Below are 5,032 nucleotides of genomic sequence, written 5' to 3' on the forward strand. Positions count from 1 at the left end.
GCTTTATTAGATAAAGAGCCATTATTTTTAAAAGAATTAAAAGACTTAATAGAAAAGTATACGAATAATTTCGAATGGTATTCAGGAGCTGGGCCAATTGTTGAAATTAGAGATTTTTTAGAAGAGTTAATTTTGGAAACAAGTGATTTGGAAAAGATTGAATCCCTTTGCTTTGATGGAGGAAATGAAATTTATCATATCTTAAAGCCAGATTGGGATGGTGAAGACAGTTTATTTGATGTAATATCTGTTGAAGGATTTCAAAATTTAAAAAATTTAAAAACAGTGGAATATATTTCAATGTGTTATCCAAAAGTATTAGAACCATTTAAACAAGCTGGAATTGAAATTGAGGATTAATGAGGGGCAAGTTATGTACTAATGGAAGTGTTTTTTCTTATGCAACTAACAGAGCAGAATGGAGGATATTATGATAATAATCGATAGAGATGGTGAAGCTTACTGGAGTAAAACTGTTGATTTAGGCATTTTAGGTAAATTCAATAGCATTTTTATAGATTTAGATGGATGCGATATAACAGGGGCAACGGATAATATGCCTCAAGAAGAGAAGGTAGAAAAAGCTACAAAATATTATGGTAATAGATTCAAAGAGTTAGAAACAAATGTGGGGTTTATAAATGAGCAATTTCTAATGTGGGTTGTAACGCACTTATGTGATATAGAATATCCATTTTGGGAATTTGGTGATGAAGATGAAAGTAGTGAAGATTATCCAGATTATATAGTAAAAGAAGAAATAAAAAAATTCGAAGATGAAAATGGACAATTGCAACATGATCCGTATAGTCCAAGTCCGATTTATAGAGAAATTCAGGAATATAATGCATATAACAATGAAGATAATTTATCAAGCTATGAAATTATAACGAAATATTTACCGGTTCTGGATTTCAAAAAACTTGTAGGTACAATTAGAGCTAATAGTATAGATACATTTGAAGATAACATAAACTTTCAAGTGAGTAGTGAGGTTTGTGGTGGAATGTTACTTTGTGCTACTTACGGAACAATCTATGCTAATAATGAGTTAGAAGTTACGCATAACTGCTAATATAAAGATTACTGATAGGGATATCGCTACACATCCATCAACTTAAAAATATTAACTCCCCCAAGAGTAAAAAGCGCGATTCTTACTAAAAGAATTGCGTTTTTTCATCTGAACTTAATGGAGAGTTCACCTACAAAAGTAGTAGAAATTTTATTCGAATTTACTACCTCAGTTGGATTTATCATATATCTATTTCGATAAAATAGTAAATAGATGTATCAGATTTGGAGATATATTACAATGATTATACATACTTCAGATTTTAAATTACAGTAACTATTTAACTCGTTGTTATTAATAAAGAAAGGAACAAGTAGAATGATACAGAATATATATGAAACTCATTTACACGTAAGAGATTTAGAAAAGGCGATAGATTTCTATCAAAATAAGTTAGGGTTAGCATTAGCAAAAAAACTATCCAAAAGAAAATTGGCTTTCTTTTGGATAGGAGAAAGTAAAAAGCAAATGCTTGGGCTATGGGAGGTACATAATATTGATGTGTTTGAGATGAAACACTTTGCTTTTGGTGTAGATTTAGAATTTCTAAAGACTTCTAAATTGTGGTTAGAGAGTCGTGGAATAGAAGTGGTAGGAAGCCAAGGAAAAGGAAATCAAGAGCCAATTGTCCAAAGATGGATGCCAGCTGCTAGTGTATACTTTCTGGATTGTGATGGGAATAAATTAGAGTTTATTTCTATGTTACATGATGATCCAGATGAATTAGAGTATGCATCTTATTTAAGTGAATGGGATGCGGAACACCGAGAAAAATAAATGAGATTGTATCTATAAACGGGAAAAATGTTATTCTTTTTTGAAAAATATACAGAAAAGGTGGACGTTTTACTTTACCAGAGTTATTCGGATTAAATGAAGAGAACTTAAAAAAGTAGCGTATTTTGTTGTGGTTATGTAACGGAAACTAAAAGATTTATCATATGAATTTACATTTATTTAATGTTAAAGGCTAGAAAGCTGGATTGGCGCGAATCGCTAATTGTGGATTGCAAAAAAAGACAAAATCTCTTAAAAAACACTTAAATTTTTACTCCATCTATCTTTACAATCCCTCCTTATAATATGAATTGGACAAGCAACTAAGAGAACGCAGAACATGTCAGTTTATACATTCTATTATTAGGGGGAGAAATTGTATGAAAAAGGCAGTTGCTTCATTAGCTGTTATGGCGGTATTATTACCGACATTTACAATGCACGCGGAAGAGAAAGAGCGAGTAAGAAAAACAGCTACGATGTTTAATGTTATTAGTGACATTCAAGGGGATTTAGGGGATTTTGATCACGTATTAAAAGATATGAATAAAGTAACGCCACTCTCTAGAGCGCTTATTATGAATGGGGATATAACGCCAACTGGACAGCAGTCACAATATGATGATGTGAAGCGTGTGTTAAACAAAAATAAGCACCCGGAGAATGTATGGTCAACGGTTGGGAATCATGAGTTTTACGCTGGGAAATGGACAGCTGATGGAAAACTCTCTCAAAATACATGGCCAAATGGTGTAACGGAAGAGACATTGTTTAATCGATATTTAAAATTTAGCGGACAAGATAAGGTATATCATAAAAAAGAGTTAGACGGTTATCCGCTTTTATTTTTAGGAACTGAAAAATATATGAAATACCACGATTCGAAAATGTGGGATGAAGTATATATGAGTGATGAGCAATTAGGATGGTTAAAACAAAATTTAGAAGAGTATAGTCAAAAAGATAAAAATAAACCAATTTTCATTTTCTCTCATCACGTTTTACCTGATACGGTATCTGGATCAAGACAAAATCCGTATTTACAAGACTATTTAAACGCTGATAAATTGTACGATATATTAAAAGATTATCCGCAAGTTGTTTTCTTCACGAGCCATACACATTGGGATTTAAACTTACCAGACTGGGCTGGTAAAAAGAAAATTGCAGGCGGAGATGAAAAAGGATTTACAGTTGTAAATACGGGCGGAATTGAAACAGGCTGGATGTCAGCTGGACCAAATGGCGGAGAGAAGACTGCTCCGGATGGATCTTCTTTCAAACAAGGATTGCAAGTGAAAGCATACGGTAACGATGTTGTCGTAACGGCTTACGATTATAAACGGGATAAGGGCATAAAGAACTTATTAATTAGTGACGCAAAAATTGCACAAATGGCACCAGATGTAACAGCAGATGATAATAAAAATGTAATCGTTGGTGCTACTGAATATATGGAGTACTCTGTAGAAGGAACGAATGAGTGGCATACGTATTATACAGCAAACCCGCCAAAATTTGATGGGGACAAGATTGTATATGTACGCCATAAAGGAGAAATGAATTTAGAAGTAGGATTAACGCAACTTCTTCGTTTTTCGGCAAATAAGTGATTGGAGAGAGCCCATATTTAAATGTTTGGGCTCTTTTTTGATTGATGAGAAACGGGCCTCTATTTGTATATTTTTGTCGTTGAATCGATAACTTGAAAAAATCGTTGATATATTTCAAGTTATGAACGATATATTAAGAAAACCGTTCATATAATTTCATTTACCGTACTGGAGTTAAAAATCATTGATATAAATTGCATTTACCGAATTCTAATACATTTTTAATCCAGAAAGGTGACTTCATCATTTTTACATGTAATAATAGTATCGTTACATATATTGTGAAAGAAGTACAAAAGGAGCGTTACAATGAATTTAGCTAAATTTCCGAGAAAAAAATATACAGAATCATATACACCAATTGAAAAGTTAAACAATTTTTCTGAGGCACTTGGTGGGCCAACTATTTATTTTAAGCGAGATGATTTACTTGGTTTAACAGCTGGTGGTAATAAGACGAGAAAGTTAGAGTTTCTAGTTGCGGATGCACAGGCAAAAGGTGCAGATACGTTAATTACAGCTGGAGGTATTCAGTCCAACCATTGCCGTCTAACATTAGCAGCTGCGGTAAAAGAAAAAATGAAATGTATTCTTGTGTTAGAAGAAGGGCTTGAGCCAGAAGAAAAGCCAGACTTTAACGGAAACTATTTCTTATATCATTTATTAGGTGCTGAAAACGTAATTGTTGTGCCAAATGGAACAGACCTTATGGAAGAGATGCATAAAGTAGCGAAAGAAGTAAGTGAAAAAGGAAATACACCATACGTCATTCCAGTTGGTGGATCGAACCCTACTGGCGCAATGGGATATATTGCTTGTGCGCAAGAAATTATGGCTCAATCATTTGAACAAGGAATTGATTTCAGTTCAGTTGTTTGTGTAAGTGGTAGCGCTGGTATGCATGCGGGTTTAATTACTGGTTTTTCCGGAACGCAAAGCAAAATTCCTGTAATCGGAATCAACGTAAGTAGAGGAAAAGCGGAGCAAGAAGAGAAAGTAGCAAAACTTGTAGATGAAACTTCAGCTCACGTTGGTATTCCAAACTCTATTTCGCATGAAGCTGTTACATGTTTTGATGAATATGTAGGACCAGGTTACGCGTTACCGACAGCGGAAATGGTAGAAGCAGTACAGTTACTTGCGAAAACAGAAGGTATTTTACTTGATCCAGTGTATACAGGTAAAGCAGTAGCGGGACTAATCGACTTAATTAGAAAAGGTAAATTTAATAAAGAAGACAACATTTTATTCGTACATTCAGGTGGCTCACCAGCTTTATATGCGAATACGTCTCTGTTTGCGTAAGTGTGAAAAAAGACGATAGGAAATCCTATCGTCTTTTTTATTTTTTATTGAAAAATAAATTTAAATCAGTTTTATCTGTATCATAAGCTAATGCTTCGGCAATACAATCTTGAATAGTTTCCAATTTAGCTTTTTCAAAGAATGGCACTGAAAAAATATAATCCGATCCAGCCCTTTGAATAATCAATACATTTTGCATACCACTACCTAAAATACCAATTCCGATTAATAGTAAAATGAGTCCGAATATAAAGTTATTTCC

The 5,032-nt window shown here is 33.5% G+C and carries 5 protein-coding genes and 1 pseudogene; 5 read left to right on the top strand and 1 reads right to left on the bottom strand.

The features are described from left to right. From V7038_RS29135 to V7038_RS29155, 5 genes are all read left to right on the top strand, one after another. A partial coding sequence (locus tag V7038_RS29135) for a DUF6892 domain-containing protein (protein ID WP_335696065.1) occupies positions 1-360 on the top strand: 360 nt, incomplete at its 5' end. Between the two features lie 70 nt (positions 361-430). Next, complete coding sequence (locus tag V7038_RS29140; RefSeq protein ID WP_335696066.1) at positions 431-1,075, top strand: hypothetical protein; 645 nt, start codon at positions 431-433, stop codon at positions 1,073-1,075. Between the two features lie 318 nt (positions 1,076-1,393). Next, positions 1,394-1,852, top strand: coding sequence for a VOC family protein (locus V7038_RS29145; protein ID WP_327818517.1), 459 nt, complete (start codon positions 1,394-1,396; stop codon positions 1,850-1,852). Positions 1,853-2,232: 380 nt separating this feature from the next. Continuing rightward, positions 2,233-3,465, top strand: a complete 1,233-nt coding sequence (locus tag V7038_RS29150; RefSeq protein WP_335696067.1) for a DUF4073 domain-containing protein — start codon at positions 2,233-2,235, stop codon at positions 3,463-3,465. Positions 3,466-3,774: 309 nt separating this feature from the next. Beyond that, positions 3,775-4,770 carry a D-cysteine desulfhydrase gene (locus V7038_RS29155; protein WP_078174899.1) on the top strand — a complete coding sequence of 332 codons (996 nt, stop codon included), beginning with the start codon at positions 3,775-3,777 and terminating at the stop codon, positions 4,768-4,770. Positions 4,771-4,807: 37 nt separating this feature from the next. Here the strand turns inward: V7038_RS29155 and V7038_RS29160 are convergent. Next, positions 4,808-5,032 (bottom strand): annotated as a pseudogene (locus tag V7038_RS29160) (hypothetical protein); the annotation flags it as partial.

Source organism: Bacillus sp. JJ783 (assembly GCF_036963225.1).
Taxonomy (GTDB): domain Bacteria; phylum Bacillota; class Bacilli; order Bacillales; family Bacillaceae_G; genus Bacillus_A; species Bacillus_A cereus_U.